This is a genomic window from Arthrobacter sp. NPDC080082, assembly GCF_040686595.1.
In the GTDB taxonomy this organism is placed as follows: domain Bacteria; phylum Actinomycetota; class Actinomycetes; order Actinomycetales; family Micrococcaceae; genus Arthrobacter.
In genome coordinates this window covers 22,596-42,675 of the sequence record NZ_JBFBKQ010000005.1, presented here as the reverse complement: position 1 = coordinate 42,675, position 20,080 = coordinate 22,596, and the positions used below count along the sequence as shown (strand labels likewise).

The 20,080-nt window shown below is 69.5% G+C and carries 20 protein-coding genes; 12 read left to right on the top strand and 8 right to left on the bottom strand.

What is annotated here, in order from left to right:
- Positions 1–60: 60 nt before the first annotated feature.
- Genes AB0O44_RS11280 through AB0O44_RS11270 form a run of 3 tightly spaced genes read right to left on the bottom strand, consistent with a single transcriptional unit; the run spans position 61 to position 1,658 of the window.
- Positions 61–942, bottom strand: coding sequence for an SURF1 family protein (locus AB0O44_RS11280; protein ID WP_364137394.1), 882 nt, complete (start codon positions 940–942; stop codon positions 61–63).
- Complete coding sequence (locus AB0O44_RS11275) at positions 943–1,203, bottom strand: hypothetical protein (RefSeq protein ID WP_290258900.1); 261 nt, start codon at positions 1,201–1,203, stop codon at positions 943–945.
- Complete coding sequence (locus tag AB0O44_RS11270) at positions 1,200–1,658, bottom strand: DUF3099 domain-containing protein (RefSeq protein ID WP_364137392.1); 459 nt, start codon at positions 1,656–1,658, stop codon at positions 1,200–1,202. The genes AB0O44_RS11275 and AB0O44_RS11270 overlap by 4 nt, the downstream gene beginning before the upstream one ends.
- A gap of 133 nt (positions 1,659–1,791) precedes the next feature.
- Here AB0O44_RS11270 and AB0O44_RS11265 point away from each other — a divergent pair, with 133 nt between their 5' ends.
- From AB0O44_RS11265 to AB0O44_RS11255, 3 genes are all read left to right on the top strand, one after another.
- Complete coding sequence (locus AB0O44_RS11265) at positions 1,792–2,517, top strand: beta-ketoacyl-ACP reductase (RefSeq protein WP_290258898.1); 726 nt, start codon at positions 1,792–1,794, stop codon at positions 2,515–2,517.
- A 166-nt stretch (positions 2,518–2,683) separates the two neighbouring features.
- On the top strand, positions 2,684–3,103 hold the full coding sequence (locus AB0O44_RS11260) for an Hsp20/alpha crystallin family protein (protein WP_290258897.1): 420 nt from the start codon (positions 2,684–2,686) through the stop codon (positions 3,101–3,103).
- A gap of 213 nt (positions 3,104–3,316) precedes the next feature.
- Positions 3,317–4,072 (top strand): SDR family oxidoreductase, encoded by a 756-nt coding sequence (locus tag AB0O44_RS11255; protein WP_290258896.1) that lies wholly within the window; start codon positions 3,317–3,319, stop codon positions 4,070–4,072.
- A gap of 98 nt (positions 4,073–4,170) precedes the next feature.
- Here the strand turns inward: AB0O44_RS11255 and serB are convergent, their stop codons facing one another.
- Positions 4,171–5,067 (bottom strand): phosphoserine phosphatase SerB, encoded by an 897-nt coding sequence (serB, locus tag AB0O44_RS11250; protein WP_364137389.1) that lies wholly within the window; start codon positions 5,065–5,067, stop codon positions 4,171–4,173.
- A gap of 201 nt (positions 5,068–5,268) precedes the next feature.
- Here serB and AB0O44_RS11245 point away from each other — a divergent pair, with 201 nt between their 5' ends.
- The 5 genes from AB0O44_RS11245 (at position 5,269) to AB0O44_RS11225 (ending at position 9,307) form a co-directional block, all read left to right on the top strand.
- On the top strand, positions 5,269–6,054 hold the full coding sequence (locus tag AB0O44_RS11245) for an ABC transporter ATP-binding protein (protein ID WP_364137387.1): 786 nt from the start codon (positions 5,269–5,271) through the stop codon (positions 6,052–6,054).
- Positions 6,055–6,073: 19 nt separating this feature from the next.
- Positions 6,074–6,859, top strand: a complete 786-nt coding sequence (locus AB0O44_RS11240; protein ID WP_364137385.1) for a sulfite exporter TauE/SafE family protein — start codon at positions 6,074–6,076, stop codon at positions 6,857–6,859.
- 1 nt (position 6,860) lies between these two features.
- Complete coding sequence (locus AB0O44_RS11235; RefSeq protein ID WP_364137383.1) at positions 6,861–7,667, top strand: RNA methyltransferase; 807 nt, start codon at positions 6,861–6,863, stop codon at positions 7,665–7,667.
- A gap of 173 nt (positions 7,668–7,840) precedes the next feature.
- A complete protein-coding gene (locus AB0O44_RS11230) occupies positions 7,841–8,098 on the top strand; it encodes a type B 50S ribosomal protein L31 (protein WP_290258891.1) in 258 nt (85 codons plus the stop codon).
- Between the two features lie 102 nt (positions 8,099–8,200).
- On the top strand, positions 8,201–9,307 hold the full coding sequence (locus AB0O44_RS11225; RefSeq protein WP_364137380.1) for a lipoate--protein ligase family protein: 1,107 nt from the start codon (positions 8,201–8,203) through the stop codon (positions 9,305–9,307).
- A 77-nt stretch (positions 9,308–9,384) separates the two neighbouring features.
- Here the strand turns inward: AB0O44_RS11225 and pepN are convergent, their stop codons facing one another.
- Both pepN and AB0O44_RS11215 read right to left on the bottom strand, forming a co-directional pair.
- Positions 9,385–11,988: an aminopeptidase N gene (pepN, locus tag AB0O44_RS11220; RefSeq protein ID WP_364137378.1), complete on the bottom strand. Its 2,604-nt coding sequence runs from the start codon at positions 11,986–11,988 to the stop codon at positions 9,385–9,387.
- A 34-nt stretch (positions 11,989–12,022) separates the two neighbouring features.
- Entirely contained in the window at positions 12,023–13,054 is a 1,032-nt protein-coding gene (locus tag AB0O44_RS11215; RefSeq protein WP_364137376.1) for a putative sulfate exporter family transporter, read from the bottom strand.
- 193 nt (positions 13,055–13,247) lie between these two features.
- Between AB0O44_RS11215 and AB0O44_RS11210 the strand changes: the two genes are divergently transcribed.
- The 3 genes from AB0O44_RS11210 to AB0O44_RS11200 are packed head-to-tail and all read left to right on the top strand — an operon-like array spanning position 13,248 to position 16,610.
- Positions 13,248–14,843: a circularly permuted type 2 ATP-grasp protein gene (locus tag AB0O44_RS11210; protein ID WP_364137374.1), complete on the top strand. Its 1,596-nt coding sequence runs from the start codon at positions 13,248–13,250 to the stop codon at positions 14,841–14,843.
- Positions 14,836–15,762, top strand: a complete 927-nt coding sequence (locus AB0O44_RS11205; protein WP_290258886.1) for an alpha-E domain-containing protein — start codon at positions 14,836–14,838, stop codon at positions 15,760–15,762. Before AB0O44_RS11210 ends, AB0O44_RS11205 begins: the two co-directional genes overlap by 8 nt.
- A complete protein-coding gene (locus AB0O44_RS11200; protein WP_364137372.1) occupies positions 15,759–16,610 on the top strand; it encodes a transglutaminase family protein in 852 nt (283 codons plus the stop codon). Before AB0O44_RS11205 ends, AB0O44_RS11200 begins: the two co-directional genes overlap by 4 nt.
- Before the next feature lie 30 nt (positions 16,611–16,640).
- Here AB0O44_RS11200 and AB0O44_RS11195 read toward each other — a convergent pair whose 3' ends face one another.
- Positions 16,641–17,153 (bottom strand): pyridoxamine 5'-phosphate oxidase family protein, encoded by a 513-nt coding sequence (locus AB0O44_RS11195; protein WP_364137370.1) that lies wholly within the window; start codon positions 17,151–17,153, stop codon positions 16,641–16,643.
- 173 nt (positions 17,154–17,326) lie between these two features.
- Between AB0O44_RS11195 and AB0O44_RS11190 the strand changes: the two genes are divergently transcribed.
- Positions 17,327–19,024 carry a GAF domain-containing protein gene (locus AB0O44_RS11190; protein WP_364137368.1) on the top strand — a complete coding sequence of 566 codons (1,698 nt, stop codon included), beginning with the start codon at positions 17,327–17,329 and terminating at the stop codon, positions 19,022–19,024.
- 60 nt (positions 19,025–19,084) lie between these two features.
- On the opposite strand, the gene AB0O44_RS11185 is transcribed toward AB0O44_RS11190, so the two are convergent.
- Positions 19,085–19,780: a response regulator transcription factor gene (locus AB0O44_RS11185; protein WP_290258882.1), complete on the bottom strand. Its 696-nt coding sequence runs from the start codon at positions 19,778–19,780 to the stop codon at positions 19,085–19,087.
- Positions 19,781–20,080 lie beyond the last annotated feature (300 nt).

The following is a 20,080-nucleotide window of genomic DNA, read 5'->3' as shown; positions in this document are numbered from 1 at the left end:
TTCGTGGCAAACGGGTGGCACTCGCCGTGGCTGCGGCGTCGGAAGCCATGCCGTCCTTGCTCAGAAGCCCTGGGCGTCGAGGATGGCGTCTTCCTCTTCCTCGGCCGTGGCGTTCTTTCGCTTCCGGGGAGCCGGACGACGGCGGGGCGCATTCGCGGCGGAGTGGTACGCCGCCTCGCCCCGGGCCTCTGCCTCCTCGGCGTCTTCGGCGTCGATGGCGGCGTTGCGCGCCTGCTGCCGGGCCGCATAGCCGAAGGCGAAGAACATCAGCACGCCGAACGCGAACCACTGCAGCGAGTAGGACAGGTGGGTGCCCTCGTCCGTGGACGGCTTCGGGAAGCCCAGCGGCATGGTCGCGGCAGCGGGACTCTCGCTGGCCACCTGTCCATACGCGCCGGTCAGCACCGGGTAGCCCAGCTGTCCGGCGTACGTGGGAAGGTCAATGGAGGCCAGCTGCCCCTCCGGGGCGCCGCGCTGCAGGGTCGGCTCCGAGGGCTTGAGCCGGGCGACGACGGTGACGTTGCCTTCGGGCGGCGCCGGCACCGAGTCCGGGCTGCCGGGCGTCTTGTTGCCGATCGGCAGCCAGCCGCGGTCGATCACCACGGTGTCGCCGGAATCGAGCTTCAGCGGGACCACCACCTCGTAGCCGGGCTGGCCGTTGAGCGGCCGATTGCGCACCACCCGCTGGCCGGCGGTGTCATAGACGCCGTGGAGCTCCACCTGGGTCCATTCGCGTTCCGCATCCAGCCGGACGAACTCGTTGCGTACCTCGGTGAACGGCAGCGGGGTGGCCGAGTAGTTCGAGACGACGCGGTTGATCTCGGCCAGCGTCTCGGCCCGGCGGTCCATCTGCCAGCGGCCCAGGAAGACGCACGCCGTGGCGAAGATGGCGGCCAGCAGCAAATAGCCCAGCCACTTGCTGGAAAAGAGAAAGCGGTACATTCAGGCGGCCCCGCCCGGGGTCGCGGGGGACTCGTCAGTCACGAGGGGGAGGGTTTCCTTCCAGAGGCCGCGGGTCCGGAGGTAGTCCTCCAGCCACTCGCGGTGGTCCCCGCACGCCAGCCAGGTTTTGCGCCGGTCGGGGGTGTGAATCTTCGGATTGTTCCAGAGCAGCCGCCACTCTGCTCCGGCACGGCACGCCTTGCGCGAGCAGATGGCGGTTTCCGGCGCGGCGGTCCCGCCGGCCAGGTCGAGGAGGTTCATGAAGCGGCCCGTCTGTGGTCTTCGTCGTCATCGTCGTCGTCGATGATCTCGCCCTGAAGCAGGGTGACCGGCCCGTCGTCGTCGGGCATGTCGCCGAAGGACTCCGCCGGCGGCGGTCCCTCCAGCTGGCCCAGCGGCACGTAGTCGATCAGTGACTCGCTGTGTACCTCCGTCTTGTCGTTGCCGTTGGCGACCACCACCGCAAACCAGGGCAGGAACACGGCCCCGATCACCGGGAGGATTTTGAACCAGCCGTCAACCACAAAGATCAGAACCAGGCAGACCATGCGGATGCCCATGGCCAGGGCATACTTGACCATCCGCGAACGCATCTCTTCCGAGTGGGCGGTGGCGGCGTCGGTGATGCTGTGGACCTCGGTGTCCTCGAAGTCCTCGCCGGGCGTGGTGCCGCCGGGCCGGTTCTTGTTTGTCACAGCTGTCAGATCACGCTCCATAGGCTCACCGTCAATTCTCGCACCATCGGCGGAAGCGCCCAAACGGCTCCGGCACCGGAACACTGGCTAAGATCGAAGGCAGGAAACCCAGCCCCGAGCGGCGCCACTGAGCCGCAGAATCCCGGAGACCACCATGACCGAAGCAAGCTCCACGGGACGCAGCGTCCTCATCACCGGCGGCAACCGCGGCATCGGACTGGCCATCGCCGAGTCCTTCCTCGCCAACGGCGACAAGGTAGCCGTGACCTACCGCAGCGAATCCGCCCTGCCCGAGGGCATCCTGGGCGTCAAGGCGGACGTGACGGATGAGGCCTCCGTCGACGCCGCCTTCGCCGAGGTCGAGGCGGCCCACGGTCCGGTGGAGGTGCTGGTGGCCAACGCCGGCATCACCAAGGACACCCTGCTGATGCGGATGAGCGAGGACGACTTCACCTCCGTCATCGACACCAACCTCACCGGAGCCTTCCGCGTCATCAAGCGCGCCTCCAAGGGCATGATCCGGGCCCGCAAGGGCCGTGTGGTGCTGATCTCCTCCGTCTCGGGCCTCTACGGCGCGCCGGGCCAGATCAACTACTCCGCTTCCAAGGCCGGCCTCGTGGGCATCGCCCGCTCGCTGACCCGCGAACTCGGCGCCCGGGGCATCACCGCCAACGTGGTGGCCCCCGGCTTCATCAACACGGACATGACCGCCGAACTGCCGGAGGCCACCCAGAAGGACTACCTGACCAAGGTTCCCGCCGGCCGCTTCGCCGAGGCGTCCGAGGTGGCCAACGTCGTCCGCTGGATCGCCAGCGACGAGGCCGCCTACATCTCCGGCGCCGTGATCCCGGTCGACGGCGGCCTCGGAATGGGCCACTAGCCTTCTTCGCCGGGCGCGTCCCGGGAGTTTAACGGCGGCGCCGGACCCTGCGGGGACCGGCGCCGCCGTCGGCCTTTTGGCCCTAGCCGCCCAGCCCGCGCCGTCATGTACTGGACGCACAGCCCCCACCACACCGAGGCGGGGCGTGCACCCAGGAGGAAAGATCGTGACCGAACTCAGCAAATGGGCTCCCTCGGACATGCTGGAACCCGTCCGCCGGTTCCTCGACGGTGACTTGTCCATGACGCCGTCCATGAAGGTCGAGCAGTTCCAGGACGGCAACACCCTGGTGGTCCGCGCGGAGGTCCCGGGCATCGACCCGGACAAGGACGTGGACGTCTCTGTCAGCGACGGCATGCTGCACATCCGGGCCGAACGCGAGGAAAAGTCCGAGCACAAGAGCAAGAACGGCTACCGCTCCGAATTCCGCTACGGCTCGTTCTCGCGCAGCGTCGCCCTGCCGGCCGGCGCGAAGGAAGAGGACATTACCGCCACCTACAAGGACGGGGTCCTCGAAGTCCGCGCCCCGGCCCCGGCAACGGCCGCCGCGGAAGCCAGCAAGAAGATCCGGGTGGACCGGGGTTAGGTTTCCAGCGGATTGGTCCAACCGGCTGCCCGTCTCCCGGGGCGGGCCGCCGTGCCTTGCCGGCTGCCCGTCCCCGGCACGCCGCGGACGGACCGCCGGAACTAGGCTGCTCCGGCTTCTTTGTGGGTCCCGTACAACCGCTTTGCCCGGCGTCGCTGGCATGATGGACAGCAGACCCCACGCAATTTGGATGGATGGAACAAAGGAGCTCGAATGGGACTGCTGGAGAACAAGACCGCGATCGTGACCGGTTCGTCGCGCGGCATCGGCGCCGACGTGGCGAAATTCCTGGCCGCCGAGGGCGCCGCCGTGATCGTGAACTACCGCCAGAAGGCACCTCGGGCCAACAAGGTCGTCGCGGAGATCGAGGCCGCCGGCGGCCGGGCCGCCGCGGTCGGAGCGGACCTGACCACCCAGGAAGGCGTCCAGGCCCTGGCCAGCGCCGCCATGGAAAACTTCGGCTCCCTGGACCTGCTGGTCCTCAACGCCTCCGGCGGCATGGAAAGCGGCATGGAGGAGGGCTACGCGCTCAAGCTCAACCGCGACGCCCAGGTCAACATGCTCAACGCCGCCGTGCCGCTGATGCCGGAGGGTTCCCGCGTCGTGTTTGTCACCAGCCACCAGGCCCACTTCATCGACACGGTTCCCACCATGCCCGAGTACGAGCCGGTGGCCCGCAGCAAGCGCGCCGGCGAGGACGCGCTGCGCGAGCTGGTCCCGAGCCTGGCCGACAAGGGCATCTCCCTGGTGGTCGTCTCGGGCGACATGATCGAGGGTACGGTCACCGCCACCCTGCTGGACCGCTCCAACCCCGGCGCCATCGAGGCCCGCCGCGCCGAGGCCGGCAAGCTGTACTCCGTCAACGAATTCGCTGCCGAGGTCGCCAAGATGGCCACAGCCGACGTCGAGAGCGGCCACACCGAGTACGTCGGCGGCGCCGACTACTTCGAGAAGAGTGGCAGCAACTAGCCGATTCTCCCACCGCGGAATTTCCCGCGGACACGGCAAAGGCCGGGGCAGGCGCCCCGGCCTTTGCCGTGTCCGGTGTGTCCGGAATCAGAGCCCGGTCAGACCCCGGCGATGTGCCGGACCGTGTCGAGGTAGGGCAGGTCGACGGCGGCATCCGCCGCGGCGCGGACGGCGGGCTTGGCGTTGAACGCCACCCCGATGCCGGCGGCGCCGAGCATGTCCAGGTCGTTGGCGCCGTCGCCGACGGCGATCGTGTGCTCCAGCGGGATGCCCTCGGCCGCCGCCCACTCGCGGAGGTATTTTTCCTTCGCCGCCCGGTCGATGACGTCCCCGAGGACGCGGCCGGTGAGGGCGCCGTCGACGATTTCGAGCTCGTTGGCGATCCAGTAGTCCAGCCCCAGGCCGGCCGCCAGCGGGCCGAGGATCTGGTTGAAGCCGCCGGACACCACCGCCACGGCATGACCGGCCGCCTTGAAGGCCGCCACCAGTTCTGCGGCCCCCTCGCTGAGGCTGACCTCGGCGCGGACATCGTCCACGACGGCGGCCGGCAGGCCGGCAAGCACCGCTACCCGGGCGTGGAGGCTCTGGGCGAAGTCCAGCTCGCCGCGCATCGCGGCCTCCGTCACGGCGGTGACCTCCTCCCGCTTGCCCGCGTAGGCCGCCAGCAGTTCAATCACTTCCTGCTTGATCAGGGTGGAATCGACGTCCATCAGCAGGAGCTTCCGCGGCGCGCTCCGCAGCCCGTCCGGCACCAGGGCGGTGCCGAAGCCGGCGCCGACGGCCGGGGAGACGGCCTTCCGCAGTCCGGCCAGTGCGGCGTCGGTCAGCGGTTCCGAGGTCGTGCACTCCGCGGTGTGGACCGTGTAGCGGCCGTCGCCGGCGGTGTCCTCGTCGGTGATGGCCAGCCCGGCGGCGGCCAGTGCGCCGCGGACCTGCCGGAGGTCGTCGTCGGACAGGGCGGGGCCGTAACTGACCGCGGTCACGTGGGAAATCATGGCCCCAATCCTATCGAGCGGGCCGGTGCCGGCCCGCATCCATGACGCCGCGAAGGGGTCGCGGTGACCCCCGTCACCGCCAGGACGCAGCGCCGCCGCAGTACTGGTCAGGCCATGGGGTCGCGCCCGGACGGTGGCGCCGGGGGAGGTGCGCCGCTCCGGTTATCAATCGTCAGCTTTTTTGTCCTAGTGTCTACTCCTATGAGTGAAGTTCTTGAATTGGCCGCCGTCAGCGTTGTCCGCGGGGCGAAGACGCTCCTGGACAAGGTGGATTGGCAGGTCAAGGAGGGCGAACGCTGGGTGGTCCTCGGCCCCAACGGCGCCGGCAAGACCACGCTCCTGCAGGTCGCCGCGGCCCGCCTGCACCCCACCTCCGGCAAGGCCGGCATCCTCGACGAGGTCATGGGCGCCGTCGACGTCTTCGAACTCCGGCCCCGGATCGGCCTGTCCTCCGCGGCGCTGGCCAACCAGATCCCCGAACATGAAAAGGTCCTCAACGTCGTCGTGACGGCCGCCTACGGGGTCACCGGCCGCTGGCGCGAGGGCTACGAGAAGGACGACGAGCGCCGCGCCTTCGCCCTGCTCAACGAATGGGGGATGGGCCCACTGCTCAACCGCCCCTTCGCCTCCCTCTCCGAGGGCGAACGCAAGCGCGTCCAGATCGCGCGCGCCCTGATGACCGATCCCGAACTGCTGCTGCTCGACGAACCGGCCGCCGGCCTGGACCTCGGCGGGCGCGAGGACCTGGTCCAGCGGCTGAGTGAACTCGCCGCGGACGAGGACGCCCCCGCCATCGTCCTGGTGACCCACCACCTCGAAGAGGTGCCGCCGGGCTTCACGCACGCCCTGCTGATCCGCGACGGCGGCATCGTCGCCGCCGGGCCGCTGCGCGAGACGCTCACCGCGGAGAACCTCGGCGAGACCTTCGGCGTCGAGCTGGACGTCACCGAAACCGGGGGCCGCTACACCGCCACCGCCCGCCGCTAAGCGGGGTCCCTGAACGCGCGTGGACCTTCTCGGCAGCATCTTTGTCTTCTTCGCCGGCCTCTGGGCCGGGACCATCAACTCCGTGGTGGGCTCCGGCACGCTGGTGACCTTCCCGGTGCTGATCGCCCTCGGCTTCGCGCCGGTCACGGCCTCGATCAGCAACGCCACCGGACTGGTGGCCGGCAACGCCGCGGGCGCCTGGGGCTACCGCAAGGAACTCGCCGGCCGCCGCAGCCAGCTCATCCGTCTGCTGCCCGCCTCCCTGCTGGGCGGCATCACCGGCGCCTACCTGCTGCTGCACCTTCCCGAGGTGGTCTTCCAGTACGCCGCCCCGGGACTGATCGTCCTGGCCCTGCTCATGGTGGCCTTCCAGCCGCGGCTGCAGCGCTGGGTGCAAAACCGGGAATCGGATCCGGAGACCGCCGCCAGGGACAAGAGGCACAGCGCCCTGCTCGTAGTGCTGGTCTACCTGGCAGGGGTTTACGGCGGCTACTTCGTGGCCGCGCAGGGCATCCTCCTGGTCGGGATCCTCGGCGTCTTCATGGCCGGAACCATCCAGAACGCCAACGCCATGAAGAACATCCTGGTCCTCGGCGTGAACATCGTCGCGGCGGCGTCCTACCTGCTCTTCGCGTTCGACCGGATCAGCTGGCCCGCCGTGGCGCTGATCGCCGTCAGCTCCCTGATCGGCGGGTTCATCGGCTCCAAGGTGGGCCGCCGGCTCCCGCCCGCCGTGCTGCGCGGCGTCATCTTTACCCTGGGCCTGGTAGCCCTCGGGTTCATGATCGCGAAGCTGGTGAACTGAGATGCCCCTGCACCACCTCGAGTCCGCGGACGATCCCCGCGTCGCCGACTACACCCAATTGACCGACGTCCACCTCCGCAAGATCCGCGAACCCGCCGAGGGCCTCTACATCGCCGAGTCCTCCCGTGTGCTCCGCCGGGCCCTCGCCGCCGGCCACCGGCCCCGGTCCTTCTTCCTCGCCGAAAAGTGGCTGGCGGACCTGGCGGACGTGTTCGAGCAGTACCCGGACGTCCCGGTCTACGTCGGCCCGGCCGCCCTGCTGGAGGAGATCACCGGATTCCACCTGCACCGCGGGGCCATGGCCGCCATGCACCGGCCGGCCCCGGTGCCGCTGCCGGAGCTGCTCGCCGGCGCCCGCCGCATCGCCGTGCTCGAAGACATCGTGGACCACACCAACGTCGGCGCCATCTTCCGCTCCGCCGCGGCCCTGGGCCTGGACGCGGTGCTGGTGACGCCGCGCTGCGGGGACCCGCTGTACCGCCGCAGCGTCCGGGTCAGCATGGGCACGGTCTTCCAGGTGCCCTGGGCGCGGCTGGAGGACTGGCCCGCGGACCTTGCCGTCCTCCGGGACCACGGCTTCACCGTGGCCGCCATGGAGCTCACTGACGACGCCGTCGACGTCGACGAGCTCGCCGCACGCAACCCGGAGAAGCTGGCGCTGGTCCTCGGCACCGAGGGCGCCGGCATGAGCCCGGAGACCCTCGCCGCCGTCGACCTCGCGGTCAAGATCCCAATGCGTCCCGGCGTGGACTCGCTGAACGTCGCCGCGGCCTCCGCGGTCGCGTTCTGGGAACTCCGCGCCCGCTGAGGCGGCGCCCTGGCCTGCGCACGTACCTGGCGCCGGCACCTGCGGCCCCGCGTTCGCGGGAGGCCCGTGACTGCGGTATCATTTACAGCTGGCCGTGCCGTGTGATCGGCACGCCAACTCCAACTCATACCTGGCAGCTGGCAAAATCCAGTTGCGCGAACAAAGGTCCAATTATGCAGGCAGATATCCACCCGAAGTACGAAGCTGTTGTTTTCAACGACCTGGCTTCCGGCGTCAAGTTCCTGACCAAGTCCACCGTTTCTTCCTCGAAGACCATCGAGTGGGAAGACGGCAACACCTACCCGGTCATCGACGTCGAAATCTCCTCCGAGTCCCACCCGTTCTACACGGGTAAGCAGCGCATCATGGACTCCGCAGGCCGCGTCGAGCGCTTCAACGCTCGCTTCAAGGGCTTCGGCGGCAAGAAGTAATTCTGCTCCAAGGTCTTGGGAGGCCCGCACCGGCAACGGTGCGGGCCTTTCGCGTTAACCGCCGCCCTGTCCCGCCGCCGCGCTCGTGGCAGGATTGAGGGTATGACTTCCTCCTCTTCCACCCCCGCAACGGCAGACGGAAACGGCGACGGCGGCCGCCGCCACGGCGAATACAAGGTCCCCGGCGGCAAGCTGGTGGTCGCCGACCTCGAGGTGGACAACGGCGTGCTCAGACACGTGTCCATCAGCGGCGATTTTTTCCTCGAGCCCGACGAGGCGCTGCCGGAGATCAACCGGGCCCTCACCGGGCTCCCCGCCGAGACTCCGGCGGCCGACCTCGCCGCCGCCGTCACCGCGGCGCTGCCGGAGGGCACCGTGCTGTTCGGCCTGTCCGCCGAGGCCGTCGCGATCGCCGTGCGCAGGGCCTTGGCCAAGGCCACCGGCTGGGGCGACCACCACTGGAACGTCATCGCCCCCACGGTGCTGCCCACGCAAGTGAACGTTGCCCTGGACGAGGTCCTCACCGAGGAGGTCGGTGCCGGGCGCCGCAATCCCACCCTGCGGTTCTGGGACTGGGAGGAGCCCTCCGTGGTGATCGGCAGCTTCCAGTCGGTCCGCAACGAGGTCCAGCCCGAGGGCGTCAGCCGGCACGGCATCAGCGTGGTCCGGCGGATCAGCGGCGGCGGCGCCATGTTCATGGAAGCCGGCAACTGCATCACCTACTCGCTCTACCTGCCGCAGACTCTGGTGGACGGGCTGAGCTTCGCCGACTCCTACGGCTTCCTGGACGCCTGGGTCCTCGCCGCCCTGGAAAAGGTGGGCATCAACGCCTTCTACGTCCCGCTCAACGACATCGCCACGGACCAGGGCAAGATCGGCGGCGCCGCGCAGAAACGGCTCGCCAACGGCGGCATGCTGCACCACGTGACCATGAGCTACGACATCGACGCCGACAAGATGGTCGAGGTGCTCCGGATCGGCAAGGAGAAGCTCTCGGACAAGGGCACCACCAGCGCCAAGAAGCGCGTGGACCCGCTGCGCCGCCAGACCGGCCTGAGCCGGGCCGACATCGTGGCGGCGATGATCGAGGTGTTCACCGACCGGTACGGCGCGACGCCGGCCGAGCTTACCGACGTCGAACTCGACGCCGCGCGGGCGCGGGTGGAGGCCAAGTTCGCCACCGAGGAGTGGCTGCACCGGGTCCCGTAGCCCGCACCCGCCACGTCCGTAAACGGCAGCCAGCCGGCTGCCGTTGCCCGCTGGAGGTAAGTTAGCGGGCGGGTGCGTTAGCCGGCGGCCTGCGCGGTGAGCGCCCGCAGCAGGTGGCTGCGCTGCTCGATGACGATCCGTCGGAGGGCCCGCGGCGCGTCCGCGTGTTCGGTGAGCCAGCGGTCCGTCCTGACCACCACCGGGTGCTCTGCCGGGGCGTGGCCGCTGAGATCCTGCCCCGCCGGGTACAGCCCGCGGACGATCCTGCTGGCGATTTCGATGCTGCGGCTGCCCCAGACCCGCTCCAGCGCCTCAAAGTAGGGGTCCACGAAGCCGGCCAGCAATTCCGCGCGCGCCGTGGTGAAGCCGGCGATCGTGGCGCTGAGCTGCTGGTTGGACAGGTCCGTGCCGTTGACAGCGGCCTCCCACGCCTTGGCCTTGACCTGCGGGTCGGGCCGTGCGGCCAGGGCCGTGGCGTGTCCCGAACGGCCGGAGGCGGTGTTGTCGCGGGAGAGTTCGGCGTCGAGCTCGTGCGGGTCGGCCTGGCCGTTGGCGGCGAGGGCGTGCCAGAGGTTCCAGCGGAGTTCGGCGTCGACCGCCAGCCCCTCAATCACGGTACTGCCGTCCAGCAGGCCGCGCAGCAGGGGCAGGCGGCTGCCGTCGTGGCGGCTGGCCGCGGCAACGGTGCGGGCCCAGGCCAGCTGCTGGTCCGAGCCGGGGCCGGCCTGCTCGAGCTGGGCGACGGCGGCGTCCAGGAAGGTGCGGCGCACGGCGTCCCGTTCCGCGGCGGGGACGTAGCGTTCGACGGCGGTGGCGGCGTTGCCCAGAATCGCGAGCAGCACGCCGATGCCGGTTTCCGCGGGACCGAACCGCTGCACCGCTGCCACGTAGTCCGCGGCGGGCGTGACGGCGTCCCGGGCCGAGTCCCAGAGCGCGGTCCAGCAGAGCGCGCGGGCCATCGGGTCGGTGATGCGGTCCAGGGATTCCCGGACCGTGGCCTCGGACACCGGATCCAGCCGGACCTTGGCGTAGCTGAGGTCCTCGTCGTTGACCAGCAGCAGCTCCGGCCGGGGCTTTCCGGTGAGGTCCGGAATGGCGGTGTGTCCGCCGTCAACGTCGGTTTCCACGCTGGCGGTGCGGACCAGGGCGCCGTCCGCATCCCGGTTGTAGAGGCCGATCCGCAGCCGGTGCGGGCGGGGTTCGGGGGAGCCGGTCACCGGGTCGGTGGCGTCCTGTCGCACGCCCACGGCGGTCAGCACCCCGTCCTCGTCGGTGATCTCGGGTGTGAGAGTGGAGATCCCGGAGGTCTGCAGCCACTGCCGGGCCCAGGGGCCCAGGTCCCGGCCGGAGGCGGCGCTGAGGGCGGCCAGCAGGTCGGCCAGGGTGGTGTTACCGAACGCGTGGTCGCGGAAGTAGCGGCGTGAGCCGGCGATGAAGTCCTCAAACCCCACATAGGCCACCAGCTGCTTGAGGACCGAGGCGCCCTTGGCATAGGTGATGCCGTCGAAGTTTTGCTTGGCGGCCTCCAGGTCCGGGATGTCCGCCACGATCGGGTGGGTGGTGGGCAGCTGGTCCTGGACATAGGCCCACGCCTTGCGGTTGTTGGCGAAGTTCACCCAGGCGGTGTCCCAGTCCGTGGTCCGGTCCACGCCCAGGGTGCCCATGTAGTCGGCGAAGGATTCCTTGAGCCAGAGGTCATTCCACCACTGCATCGTGACCAGGTCGCCGAACCACATGTGCGCCATCTCGTGCAAGAGGGTGTTGGCCCGGCCCTGGTACTGCGAATCCGTGGCCCGGGAGGTGAAGACGTAGCTCTCGGTGAAGGTCACCAGGCCCGGGTTTTCCATCGCCCCGAGGTTGTATTCGGGGACGAACGCCTGGTCGTATTTGCCCCACGGGTAGGGGTAGTCGAAGAGCCGATTGAAGAAGTCCAGGCCGTTGCCCGTCAACCGGAACAGCTCATCGGTGTCGAAGGAGGAGGCCATCGACGCCCGGCAGTACACGGCCAGTGGCACCTCCAGTGCGGTCCCGTCGGAGAGGGTGCCCTGCCAGCTGCTGTCCGCGCGGAAGTAGGGGCCGGCGAGGACGCTGGTGATGTACGTGGACACCGGCTTGGTCGGGGCGAAGTCCCAGCGGCTGGTGGCCGGGTCGCTGGTGAGCTGGGTACGGGCGGCCTCGACGCCGTTGGAGGCGACCTGCCAGCCCGACGGCGCCATCACATGGAAGGTGAACTCTGCCTTGAGGTCCGGCTGTTCGAAGTTGGCGAAGACCCGGCGGGCGTCAGCCGGCTCGTACTGGGTGTACAGGTAGCACTGGCCGTCGGCGGGGTCGAAGAACCGATGCATGCCTTCCCCGGAGGTGCTGTACAGCGCGGTGCCGGTGACGGTGACCTGGTTCTCGGCCTGCAGGTTGTCCAGCCGGATCCGGGATCCGTCGACGACGTCGGCCACGGGCAGGCCCTTGCCGTTGAGGAACACGCTGTGCACCTCGGAGCTGATGAAGTCCAGGAAGGTGCTGGACCCTGGTTCGGCGGCGGCGAAGGTGATGACGCTGCGGCTGGGGTAGCCGGCCACCGTGGGGTCCGCGGCCTGCCGGACATCGAGGGACACATCGTAGCTGTGCGTGGTGATCAGGGCCGAGCGGGCGGCCGCTTCTTCACTGGTCAAATTCTGGTTGGACACGCTGCTATCTAATCACGCAGGCGCCCCGCGCAGCTCAGTGCCCGGGCAGCATCAGGACCGCCGCGCCCAGGCCGAGGGCGGCGATCAGCAGCCACGCCGCGAGGGCCGCGAGCAGCGCCCGGGTGCCGGTCCGCAGCAGTTCGCGGACCCGGACGGCGGACCCCAGCCCGAACAGGGCCATGCCCAGCAGGATGTCCTGCAGCAGGGCGGCCGCCTCCAGCACGCCCGCGGGCAGCACCCCGGTGGAGCGGAGCGCGGCCATCGCGACGAACCCCAGCACGAACAAGGGCACCACCGGAGGCATGGTCCCGCCGGAATCATCGCGGAGCCGGTGGTGCAGCCCGGCGACGGCTACCATCGGGGCCAGCAGCAGCACCCGGGTCAGCTTCACGATCACCGCCACCGCCAGGGCCGCGGCGCCGGCGGTCTGCGCGGTGGCCACCACCTGGCCGACGTCGTGCACGGATGCCCCCACCCAGGCGCCGAAGAGCTGCGGGCCTAGTCCCAGCGGGCCGGTGAGCAGCGGCAGGACGCCGATCGCGAGGGTGCCGCAGAGCGTCACCAGGGCCACCGGCAACACCGTGTCCTGCTGCCGGATGCGGCGGACCGCGGCCATGGCCCCGATCGCGGAGGCGCCGCAGATCGCGAAGCCAGTGGCGATGAGCAGCGACACGCTCGGGGGCAGCCGGAAGATCCGGCCGATGCCATAGGTGCCGGCGAACGAGACCAGGACGACGCCGGTGATCAGCAGCAGCGCGGGCCAGCCGAGGCCCAGGACGTCCACCACGCTGACCTTGAGGCCCAGCACCACGATGCCGCTGCGCATCAGGTGCTTCCCGGCGAACCCCAGTCCCGCCCGGCCCGGCCCGGACGTCCAGGCGGAAATGCCCGGGAGATTCGCGGCGAGCAGGCCGAGCACGACGGCAACCGTCATGGCGGGCAGCGCGGGCACCAGCGCGTGGACGGCCAGGGCGGCAGCGACGGCGGCGGCGCAGGCCAGCAGCCCGGGAAGTAGCGGCGGCAGGCCGCGCAGGGAAGCGGTGAAAGGGTGAAGGTCTCGTGGCACGGGTCCACTGTGCCGCATCGGGCCCGGAATCCCCATTTCGGCGGGAAAACCCTGCCTGCCATGCCACCGGATCGGTCGCCGTCACCCGCCCCGGAGCCGGCGTGAGCTGTACCACGGCACCGCGTGGGCTGCAACACGCCAAAAGGGGTGCGCCGATATGAAATCGGGACCAAAAAATGGTTGGCTAGTGGGCATGTCTGACCTTTTTCAGGATTACTCCGAGGCCGCCGGCCGCAGCGGGGCGTACGACGAGATGTTCGCGCCCGGCCAGCAGGCCCGCCGTTCCTACGGCCAGGTGGCCGGGGCGCTCCGCGAACTCTCCCTCGCCGACGTCACCGCCCGCGCCGATTCGATGGCCCGCACCTTCCTGGACCGCGGCGTCACCTTCGACTTCGCGGGGGAGGAGCGGCCGTTCCCGCTGGACATCGTGCCGCGCGTCATCCCGGCGGACGAGTGGACCGTCCTGGAACGCGGCGTGGCCCAGCGGGTCAAGGCGCTCGAGGCGTTCCTGAATGACGTCTACGACAAGATGGCCGTCGTCTCCGACGGCGTTATCCCGCGGCAGCTCGTCACCACCAGCGCGCACTTTCACCGCCAGGTCCACGGGTTCGAGCCCGCCGGCGGCGTCCGCGTGCACATCTCCGGCATCGACGTCATCCGTGACGAGGCCGGAACCTTCCGCGTCCTGGAGGACAACGTCCGCGTCCCCTCCGGCGTCAGCTACGTCCTCGAAAACCGCCGCGCCATGGCCAAGGGCCTGCCCGAGGCCTTCGGCCAGCAGCGCGTCCGCCCGGTCGAGGAATACCCCCGCCGCCTGCTTTCGGCCCTGCGTAAGACCGCGCCCTCCGGCGTCGACGACCCCACCGTCGTCGTCCTGACCCCGGGGGTCTTCAACAGCGCCTACTTCGAACACACCCTGCTGGCCGGCCTGATGGGCGTCGAACTGGTGGAGGGCCGCGACCTGATCTGCCGCGGCAACCGCGTCTACATGCGCACCACCGCCGGTGAGCAGCGCGTGGACGTCATCTACAAGCGCATCGACGACGAGTTCCTCGACCCGCTGCAGTTCCGCTCCGACTCCATGCTCGGCTGTCCGGGCCTGGTCAACGCCGCCCGCGCCGGCGGCGTGACCATCGCCAACGCCGTGGGCAACGGCGTCGCCGACGACAAGCTGGTCTACAGCTACGTCCCGGACCTGATCCGCTACTACCTCAACGAGGAACCGGTGATCGCGAACGTGGACACCTTCCGGCTGGAGGAGAAGGAAGCCCGCGAACACGTCCTGGACCGGCTGGATGAACTGGTGGTCAAGCCCGTGGACGGCTCCGGCGGCAAGGGCCTGGTGATCGGACCCGACGCCTCCCGCGAGGAGCTCGACGCCCTGCGCAAGCGGATCATCAGCGACCCCCGCGGCTGGATCGCGCAGCCGGTGCTGCAGCTTTCCACCGTCCCCACCCTCAGCGGCGACAAGTTCGGCCCCCGGCACGTGGACCTGCGCCCCTTCGCGGTCAACGACGGCGACGACGTCTGGGTGCTCCCCGGCGGCCTGACCCGCGTAGCGCTGAAGGAGGGCTCCCTGATCGTGAACTCCAGCCAGGGCGGCGGGTCCAAGGACACCTGGGTGCTGGCCGATTCGGCGCAGGTGCCCGTGGAGGTCATCCCGAAGCCGGCCTTCGCCATCCGGGAGCGGGTCTCGGTCTGGCCGGTGGAAAGCAACTGGCGCGACAGCCAGAAGGAACAGCAACAGCAGCAGATGGCCGAGGCCCAGGAGGTACCCGAGCATGCTTAGCCGGATCGCGGAATCATTGTTCTGGATCGGCCGCTATGTGGAGCGGGCCGACGGCACCGCGCGCATTCTGGACGTCCACCTGGAGCGCCTGAACCACCTGCCGATGGAGGAACAACGCAGCGTCGCCCGGGAGCTGCTGGCCGTCATGGGCGCCCGTCCCCAGTCCGAGGACTTCGGCCTGGACGAGCTGCTGCACGACCTGGCCTACGACAAGCACAGCGCCACCTCCATCGCCGGATCGCTCGGCGCCGCCCGGGAGAACGCCCGCCGCGCCCGGGAAACCGTCTCCTCCGGCCTCTGGGAGAGCCTGAACACCACCTACTACGGGCTGAATCAGCACCGTAAGGACGTGGTGGGCACCTACCGGTTCTGCAACTGGGTGCTGGAGCGGACCGCCATGGTCAGCGGCCTCGCCGACACCACCGTCAGCCACGACGAGAGCTGGCTCTTCCTGGTCCTCGGCCGGTCGCTGGAACGCGCCGACATGACCGCGCGCATGCTCTCCACTCGCGACGTACTCTCCGCCGGCATGTCCTGGGTGAACATGCTCCGCTGCGCCGGCGCCTACGAATCCTTCCTCCGCACCCGCCGGGCGGCCTTCGGCGACCAGCACGCGGCCGAGTTCCTGCTGCTGGACCGGCTCTTCCCGCGCTCGATCGTGTACGCGCTGCGCGACGCGGACGATTGCCTGGCCAAGCTGGACCCGTCGGCCCAGCGTGTGGGCTTCATCAACGATGCGCGCCGGATCGTGGGCCAGGCCCGCACCTTCCTCGAGTTCCACCGGACCGATGACCTGATGTCCGAGCTCCCCGAGCACATGGAGCGCGTGCAGAAGGCCGTCTCGCAGGCCTCGGACGCCATTTCCCGTAAGTACTTCAATCAGGCAGACGAACTGGCCTGGGTGGGAGAAGTTTCATGACCCGGCTGAGCATCACGCACCGGACCGCGTACAAGTACAACAAGCGCGTCACCCTCTCCTACAACGAGGCCCGGATGACGCCGCTGACGGACCCCCAGCAGGTGGTTCTGGAGTCTTCCATGAAGGTCTCACCGTCGCAGGCAGCGCTCAGCAGCTACCGGGACTACTGGGGCACCCGGGTCACGGCGTTCGACATGCAGATGCCGCACGAGCACCTCGAGGTCCTCTCCACCACCACCGTGGAGGTGCATCGGGTGGAGCGGATCCCTTCGGAGGCCGACATCGTGGGCTGGGACGTGCTCACCGCCCCGGAGACGCTGGACCAGTTCAGCGACTGGATCCCGCAGTCGCAGCTGACCGGTCCCGGCGCGGAGGTCCTGGACATCGTCCCCGGCGTCGTCGCCGGCCGCAACCCGCACGAGGCGGCCATGGCCGTGTTCGAGTGGATGCGCGGGGAGATGACCTACATGAAGGGCTCCACCGGCGTTACCACCAACGCCGAGCAGGCCTGGAACCAGCGTCAGGGCGTCTGCCAGGACCTGGCCCACCTGGCCATCGGCGCGCTGCGTAGCTGCGGCATCCCCGCCCGCTATGTCTCGGGTTACCTGCACCCGCGCTCGACGGCGGCCATCGGCGAGACCGTCGCCGGCCAGTCGCACGCGTGGCTGGAGTGGTGGGACGGCGAGTGGCGCAGCTGGGACCCGACGAACCACAAGCCTGCCGGGGATTTCCACGTCACCGTGGCCCGCGGCCGGGACTACCGGGACGTGCCCCCGCTGAAGGGCATCCTCTCCGGCGGCGGCGGTTCGGCACTGTCCGTGACGGTGGAGATCACCCGCCTGGCCTGAGCAGGCACCGGATAGGGCAACGCCGTCCGGCTACTCCAGGCCGGAGCGGGTGGCGTCGTCCAGCGGCGTCCACCAGGTCAGGGGCGGCACGATCTTGAAGCGGCGTCCGGTCACGGAATCCGGGGTGATCCGGACGAAGTGTTCCTTCTTTCCCGCCTGCCACGGGAAGAGGAGCAGGCCCACGGTGTCCAGCACTTCCTCCTGGTTTTTCACCGGGGCGGCCTGGCCCTTGACCACCACGCTCCACGCGATCCCGGTGTCCGCGTCCACGCCGTCGGCCTCCACCGCCACCGGAGTGTCGCCCGTGGCGGCCTGGAGCTTGGTGCCGTCCGCGGTGCGGAACACCAGGGTGCCGTGGTCCACCTTGTAGTTGATCGGGAAGATATCCGGATGGTCATCCACCCAGACCGCCATCCGGCCGACGCTGACGCTGCGCAGCAGCCGCCAGCATTCGTGGTTGTCCAGGTTTTCGACGGCGTGCGGTCCTGATGCGGCGTCCTTTTTGTCCACGGGGTGCCCTGTCTGCTGCGGGTCAGTGCTCATGGCGGCGAGCTTATGCCAGAGGGCCCGGGGCAATCTAGGGACCAACGTCCCGCCGGGCCGCAAGTGGGGTGCTTCGGCTCTGGCCCCCGGCGCCCGGGAGTGGGAGTATTCTGACAGCAAACCATCAGCGTGGATGGTGGATGTCAGCATCTTGCACAGTTTGCGGGGGCACCATGCAGTCTCTTGATCAGGGACCGGACTCAATAGCGTCCGGCAACGCCAAAGCCGAAGACGTACTCAGGGATCTCGTCACCCGGGGCGGGGAACTGATGCAATCCCGGGAACGAATGGCCGGACTGCTGGAAGCGGTGGTGGCCCTGGCCGAGGACCTGAGCCTCGACGCCGTACTGGAACGCCTCGTCCAATCCGCCTGCACCCTCCTGCACGCACGTTACGGCGCCCTGGGCGTGATGGGAGAGGACAACACCCTGAACCATTTCGTCACCGTCGGCATCGACGCCGCGGCTGCCGCCCGGATCGGCCGCCAGCCCACCGGCCACGGGGTCATGGGCCTGCTGGTCAGCGACCCCAAGCCTCTGCGACTGCACAAGCTCGGCGCCCACCCGGAGGCCACCGGCTTCCCGCCGAACCACCCGCCGATGAACACCTTCCTGGGCGTCCCCATCCGCGTCCGGGACAAGGTCTTCGGCAACCTCTACCTGACCGAGAAGGCCGGGGGAGAGGACTTCAGCGATGAGGACGAGGCCCTGGCCGTGGCGCTGGCCGCGGCGGCCGCCGTCGCGATCGAGAACGCCACCCTGTACGACGACGCCCGGCGCCGCGCGCGCTGGCTGGAGGCGTCGATGGATGTCACGGGCACGATGCTCGCCGGCGACGGAGACCACCTCGAATCCGACCTCGATCCCATTGCCGAGCGGGCCCGGCTCGAATCGCGGTCCCGGCTCGCTCTGATTGTCGCCCCAGCCGACTCAGCCGCTGGCCACGTGGTGGTCGGCGCGGCGGGGGAGCAGGCTGCCGACTTCAGCGGCGCCCCGCTCCTACTGAACCATCCCGAACTGCAGGATGTCCTCGCCGGTGGCGAACCGGTCCTCTTTCCCTCGGCCTCCAGCGTGCTGGAACTATGCGATGACCACAGCACCGGACCGTTGCTGGCGGTCGGCCTCAGCGCCCGCGGCTCCCACCACGGACTTCTGTTGCTTGCCCGGGAGCCCGAGGCCGCCCCGTACGACCGGACCGATCGGGAGATGGGGGCCGTGTTTGGCTCGCACGTGGCGCTGGCCATGGAACTGGCGCGCGTTCACCGGCTCCGGGAGGAACTGCTCGTCTTCACAGACCGGGACCGGATCGCCCGTGACCTGCACGACCTGGTCATCCAGCGGCTCTTCGCCGCGGGCCTCAGCGTCCAGAGCCTGGCACGTTTCACCAAGGACGACCTCGCCACCGAACGGATCCGGAACATTACCGGCGAGCTCGACGAAGCTATCCGCAGTCTCCGGGATACCATCTACTCGCTCCGGCACAGCCAGACCGATTCCGACCCGCTCAGCGGACGGATCCGCCGCGTGGCCAGGAGTTCGGCGAAATCGCTGCCGTTCACGCCGCGGCTGACGCTGACCGGCCCGATCGACACCGTCCCGGCGGAGAAGGCCGACAATGTGGTGGCCGTGGTCTCCGAGGGGCTGAGCAACGCCATCCGGCACTCGGGCGCGGACGCGATTTCCGTTTCGGTGGCCGTGGTGAAGGGCCGGGTCACGGTGGTGGTGACGGACAACGGGTCGGGTTTCACCAACGCGGCGGCCCGCAACGGCCTGGCCAATCTGGAGGACAGGGCACGGATGCTCGACGGCGAGTGCGTGATCGTCTCAGCCCCGGACGAGGGAACCAGCGTGGAGTGGTCCGTCCCGCTCTAGCCCGGGCGCAGGCCGGCGTCGTTTTCAGGCCTGCGTGCCCGGGGACCTGTGGCGACCGGCTCAGGCGCCGTTGGCGTGCTGCGCGGCCGGGCTGGCGATGAACACCGCGGCCTGGGTCCGCCGCTCGAAGCCGAGCTTGGCCAGCAGCGAGGAGACGTAGTTCTTCACCGTCTTTTCGGCGAGGAACATCTCGGCGGCGATCTGCCGGTTGGTGAGTCCCTCGCCCACGAGCTCCAGCACGCGGCGTTCCTGCGGCGTCAGCGCGGCGGTCCGCGGATCGACTTCCTCCGGTTCCACCAGGCTCTCCATGACGCCCTCCGCCACGCCCTTTTCGTAGAGCGACTCGCCGGCCGCGGCGCGCCGCAGCGCCCCGATCAGGTCGGTCCCGCCGATCTCTTTGAGGATGTAGCCGGACGCGCCGGCGAGGACCGCGCCACGCAGTGCCTGGTCGTCGTCGAAACTCGTGAGGATGATGCAGTTCAACGAGGGATCGATGGAGCGGACGTCGCGGCAGACCTCGATCCCGGTTCCATCCGGCAGCCGGGCGTCCAGGACACAGACGTCCGGATGCAGGGCCGGGATGCGTCGGGTGGCCTCCACTGCGGAGCCGGAACTTCCGACGACTTGGAATCCCTCGCCCTCGAGGAGTTCCTGCAATCCGCGGCGGACCAGCTCGTGGTCGTCGAGGATGAAGACCTTGATCACCGCCGCGGTGCCCTCTGGTGCGGTGAGACCGGCATCTGCCCAGGCAATCATGTGTTTCCCATCCGGCCGCCGTCCGAGGCTGCCCGGGAGCCTGACGGACCCCGGCGCCCGGCCGGCGCCCTGTTCACGCGTCCTGCCGGCAGCGGACTGCGGCAGACTGACGATCCAACCTTCATGCAACTGTGGCTCCCCCCGAAGCCACGGCGGCGGCGGTGCGCCCGAAACCGTGTCCCCGGGTGGGCTGTGCCGACGGGATCTCCGCCGGTAAACCGCTGCCACGGCCATTCTCATCCCCCGTGCTCACCTGCGTAAAGGGCCGTTCGTCCCCCGGCGCGGCGGAGCCGGGAAAGG